At 64.6% G+C, this 4,706-nt stretch carries 5 protein-coding genes and 1 pseudogene; all 6 read left to right on the forward strand.

Going from position 1 to position 4,706, the window contains the following annotated elements; genetic code table 11:
• Positions 1 to 304 (forward strand): annotated as a pseudogene (locus I8N66_RS15355) (MoxR family ATPase); the annotation flags it as partial.
• A 2-nt stretch (positions 305 to 306) separates the two neighbouring features.
• The gene (locus I8N66_RS15360; protein ID WP_291154898.1) at positions 307 to 1,563 is read left to right on the forward strand and encodes a VWA domain-containing protein; all 1,257 of its coding nucleotides are present in this window, start codon (positions 307 to 309) and stop codon (positions 1,561 to 1,563) included.
• Between the two features lie 23 nt (positions 1,564 to 1,586).
• The gene (locus I8N66_RS15365; RefSeq protein WP_291154899.1) at positions 1,587 to 1,919 is read left to right on the forward strand and encodes an XdhC family protein; all 333 of its coding nucleotides are present in this window, start codon (positions 1,587 to 1,589) and stop codon (positions 1,917 to 1,919) included.
• 2 nt (positions 1,920 to 1,921) lie between these two features.
• Complete coding sequence (locus tag I8N66_RS15370) at positions 1,922 to 2,629, forward strand: XdhC family protein (protein WP_291154900.1); 708 nt, start codon at positions 1,922 to 1,924, stop codon at positions 2,627 to 2,629.
• Positions 2,626 to 4,242, forward strand: coding sequence for a molybdopterin-binding/glycosyltransferase family 2 protein (locus I8N66_RS15375; RefSeq protein WP_291154902.1), 1,617 nt, complete (start codon positions 2,626 to 2,628; stop codon positions 4,240 to 4,242). The genes I8N66_RS15370 and I8N66_RS15375 overlap by 4 nt, the downstream gene beginning before the upstream one ends.
• 4 nt (positions 4,243 to 4,246) lie before the next feature.
• Positions 4,247 to 4,564 carry a TfoX/Sxy family protein gene (locus I8N66_RS15380; protein WP_291154904.1) on the forward strand — a complete coding sequence of 106 codons (318 nt, stop codon included), beginning with the start codon at positions 4,247 to 4,249 and terminating at the stop codon, positions 4,562 to 4,564.
• Positions 4,565 to 4,706: the final 142 nt, after the last annotated feature.

Below are 4,706 nucleotides of genomic sequence, written 5' to 3' on the forward strand. Positions count from 1 at the left end.
CGCGCAGGAGCTGGAAATCATCCGCCGCAAGGTTCCCGGCTGCAACGCGACGTTGTCGCGCGAAGTCATCGCCTATGTGCAGCGGCTGCGGACGATCGATCTTTTCAAGAACCCGGGCGTTGCCGAGACGATCGACTGGGCAACGGCGCTGACCGAGCTCGACCGGCTGGCGCTCGATCCGGAAACGATCGCCGACACGCTTGGAACGCTGCTCAAGTATCAGGACGACATCGCCAGGATCGAGGGCGCCGAGGGGCGCAAGCTGCTCGCCGAAGTCAAGGCGGAACTGCTGGCGGCGGGCTGAAGATGGAGGAGCGGGGCGAGCACAGCGATAGCGCCATTCTCCCGCCGGCAGGCGAAGGTGACGGGCGCCTTGCCGACAACATCGTCTTTTTCGCGCGCGCCCTGCGTCGCGCCGGCATCAAGATCGGACCTGGCGCCATCGCCGATGCCATCGATGCGGTGGCGCTGATCGGGATCGGCGGGCGCGGCGCGTTTTACGCGGCACTGCAATGCGTCTTCGTCAAGCGCCACGAGGACCAACCGGTTTTCGACGAAGCTTTCCGTCTGTTCTGGCGGTCGCGCGGTCTCGTTGAAAAGATGATCGCGATGATGTCGCCGCTGGCGCCGGAGCGCGAGAGTGAGCGACAGCAACGCCGGGCCGGCGAGACGCGCGTCAGCGACGCGCTGTTGTCCGGGCACGAGGCGGATCGTCCCCCACGCGAGGAACCCGAGATCGATATCGACGCACGCTTCACGGTTTCGGGCCGCGAATTACTGCGACGGGCCGATTTCGCGCAGATGAGCGTGGCGGAACTTGCCGAGGCGAAGCGCGCCCTTGCCGCGCTGACGCTGCCGATGGATCGCGTCGTCACCCGCCGCTTCCGACCATCGAAGAGGCAGATCCGCATCGACCCGCGCGCCACGATGCGAGATGCCATGCGTTTCGGCGGGGAACTGATCCTGCCGCGCTTCCGGGAGCGGCGTGTTGTGTATCCCCCGCTCGTCGTGCTTGCCGATATCTCCGGCTCGATGAGCCAGTACACCCGCATCTTCCTGCATTTCCTGCATGCGCTGACCGAGGAACGGCGGCGCGTCCATACCTTCCTCTTTGGCACGCGGCTCACCAATGTCTCCCGACAGTTGCGCAATCGCGATCCGGATGCGGCGATCGACGACTGTGTCGCCGCGGTGAAGGATTGGTCCGGCGGTACGCGCATTGGCGAAACGCTGCATGAGTTCAACAGACGCTGGTCGCGGCGCGTCCTCGGGCAGGGCGCGATCGTGCTGATGATCACCGATGGCCTGGAGCGTGACGACGTGGGCGATCTCGAGATCGAAATCGACCGGCTGCACCGGTCCTGCCGCCGGCTGATCTGGCTCAATCCGCTGCTGCGCTTCGACGGCTTCGAAGCCCGAGCGCGCGGTGTCAGAGCGATGCTGCCGCATGTTGACGAATTCCGGGCGGTGCACAATCTTGAATCGATTGGGGAACTGGTGAAGGCGCTCTCCGGGCAGGGCTCCCGGCAGGCGGACCCGAGGCGCTTCCTTGGTTCACGGTAATCGTCCGGTGGGAGGGTGGCGACATGCTGGCAGTTGCAAATGTTCTGGATCCGCTCGACGTCGCCGAAACCTGGATGAAGGAGGGGCGAAAGGTGGCGATCGCCACCGTGATCGAGACCTGGGGATCGGCCCCGCGCCCGGTCGGCAGCCATCTGGTGATCGACGGCGAAGGGAATTTTCAGGGCTCGGTTTCCGGCGGTTGCGTCGAAGGCGCCGTCATTGCCGAAGCGGCGGACGTAATCGCTTCGGGCGCGCCGAGGATCCTCGATTTCGGCGTTGCCGACGAAACCGCCTGGCGCGTGGGACTCTCCTGCGGCGGCAGGATCCGCGTCTACGTTGAACGGATCGAAGCCTAGCTATGGAACGAACGATTCTAGTCGCACTCAATGCGGCGCGGTCGGCGCGTCGGGCCGCCGTCACTCTCAGTGCTCTCGCCGGCGGCCGCAACCAGATCTATCTTGAAGGCGAAGACTGTCCGGACGTCTGGCGCGTGCCGGTCGCACGCGCCCTGCAATCCGGTAGAGCCGGGATCGTGGAAACGGAGCAGGGCTTCTTCTTCCTCAATGTCTATTTGCCGCCGCCGCGCATTCTCGTCATCGGCGCCGTTCATATTTCGCAGGCCCTGGCCAAACTGGCTCCCGTTGCCGGCTTCGACATGACGATCATCGATCCACGCACCGCCTTCGCAACACCGGAGCGCTTCGCCGGGGTCGATCTTATCGCCGAATGGCCCGAGGATGCTTTGAAGGAAAGGGCGCTCGATCGCTTCACCGCGCTCGTCGCCGTCACCCATGACCCGAAGATCGACGACGAACCGATCCACGCCGCGCTTTCGGCGGGCTGTTTCTACATCGGCGCGCTCGGCAGCCGGAAAACCCACGCGACACGGATCGAGCGGTTGCGGCAGGCAGGTGTTTCCGAGGGTGACATCGCCCGCATTCGCGCACCGATTGGCCTTGATATCGGGGCGGCAAGTCCGGCAGAGATCGCCGTCGCGATCCTCGCCGAGATCATCGAATCACTCCGCCGCCGCGATACCGGCCAGATCCAAGGAGCGATCGCGTGAGGTTCGGACCGGTCAAGACAAGCGATTCGGACGGCGCCATACTGGCGCATTCGGTCAAGCTGAATGAAGCCCGACTGCCGAAAGGCCATCGGCTTTCGCCCACCGATGTCACCGCCCTGATCGCCGGCGGCACGCTGGAGGTGGTCGTTGCCCGCCTGGAGCCCGGCGACCTCGTGGAAGACGAGGCCGCAACGCGCATTGCAGCGGCCATCGCACCCGATCACCTGCGTTTCTCCCAGGCAGCAACCGGGCGGGTGAACGTCTACTCTCGCGTTGCCGGTCTCTTCGTCGCGAACCGTCGGACTGTCGATCGGTTGAACCGCATCGATCCGGCGATCACGCTCGCTTGCCTTGCCGACCACGTGCCCGTGCAGGCCGGCGACATGGTGGCGACCATCAAGATCATTCCACTCGCAGTGTCTGCTCAGTTCGTCGAGGAAGCACAGAATCTGCTGAGAGACCACGCTGCGTTCGAAGTGAAACCCTTTTCCGCGCGCCGCGCGGCGCTAATAGCAACTCAGTTGCCAACGCTGAAGCCGCAGGTGATGGACAAGACGAAAGCCATCCTGACGGCTCGCCTGCGGCAATCGGGAAGCGAGCTTCTGACGGAGCGACGTGTCGCGCACACGGAAGGCGCGGTCGCTGCGGCAATCGATGAACTGCAGGCGGATCACGACTTGCTGGTGGTCTTCGGAGCGTCTGCGGTCGCCGATCCGGACGATGTGATTCCCGCAGCCGTCCGTCGCGCGGGCGGTGTCGTAGACCATGTCGGCATGCCCGTCGATCCCGGCAATCTGCTTGTTCTTGGCCGTGTCGGCGAGATCCCGGTGATCGGCGCGCCGGGATGTGCCCGCAGCCCGCGCGAAAACGGCTTCGACTGGATCCTTGATCGTATCCTTGCCGGCGAGTGGCCGAGCTTCGACGACATTACCGGACTGGGGGTCGGTGGCCTGCTGGGCGAAATCCCAACCCGGCCGCAGCCACGTGAAAAAGCAACTTCGTTGCTGGCTGGACCGGTCGAGATTGTGGTTCTCGCCGCCGGCCGTGCCAGCCGGATGGGCACGGACGGCGGACACAAGTTGCTTGCAACCTTTGACGGCGTGCCGCTGGTCCGCCGCAGCGTCGAAGCGGCAATTGCCGCGGCGCCCGGCAGGGTGGTCGTGGTCACCGGCCACCGCGAGGCCGATATCCGCGCCGCGCTGGAGGATCTGCCGGCGAAGCTGGTCTCCAATCCGGATTACCTGTCCGGCATGGCGTCGTCACTGACCACTGGGCTATCCGCAGTCAGTGAGCAGGCCGGCGGCATTTTGGTGATGCTCGCCGATATGCCTGGCGTTACCAGCAGCGATCTACGCACGCTGCTTGATCGATTTGCTGCCGAAGGCGGCCGCGCCGTCATTCGGGCAACCGCCGAGGGGCAACGGGGCAATCCGGTCATCCTGCCGCAACAGACCTTTTCGGCCGTCCGTCAATTGGTTGGAGACGTCGGCGCAAGACACATCATCGAGAAGTGCGGATTGCCGGTCATCGACGTCGAGCTTGGCTCGGCGGCACGGCTCGATCTCGACACGCCCGAGCAGATCGTTGCTGCCGGCGGCATCCTGGAGGAATGAACGCGTGGACAATGCTGCCATCGAAGAGATGTTCGAAACGCTGGGGCCGGTGACCATTAAGCGGATGTTCGGCGGCAAGGGCGTCTATTGCCAGGGCATCATCTTCGCGCTCGAAGTGGACGGAGAAATCCTCTTGGAGGGTGACGAGCAGACGGCTCCGACCTTCGAGGCGGCCGGCTCAAGGCAATGGGCCTATGACGGCAAAGGCAAACCGGTAAAGATGCCCTATTGGAGCATCCCTGACGACGCGTTTGACGATCCCGACGAGATGGCGCGTTGGGCGCGGCTTGCCTATGAGGCGGCGTTGCGATCGAAAAAATAGACCGATCGACCATCTCGGCGGATGCGACCCGCGTTGGCCGCGTCACTGGTTGTCGATCGAAGGAATAGGATCGCAGACGCGTGAAGTCGCACGGCCGCCGGCCTAGTGCTCCAACTTCCGCAGCGCTTCGACCGCGTCAGCC

This window comes from Ensifer sp. SSB1, from assembly GCF_016652895.1.
Lineage (GTDB): Bacteria > Pseudomonadota > Alphaproteobacteria > Rhizobiales > Rhizobiaceae > Ensifer.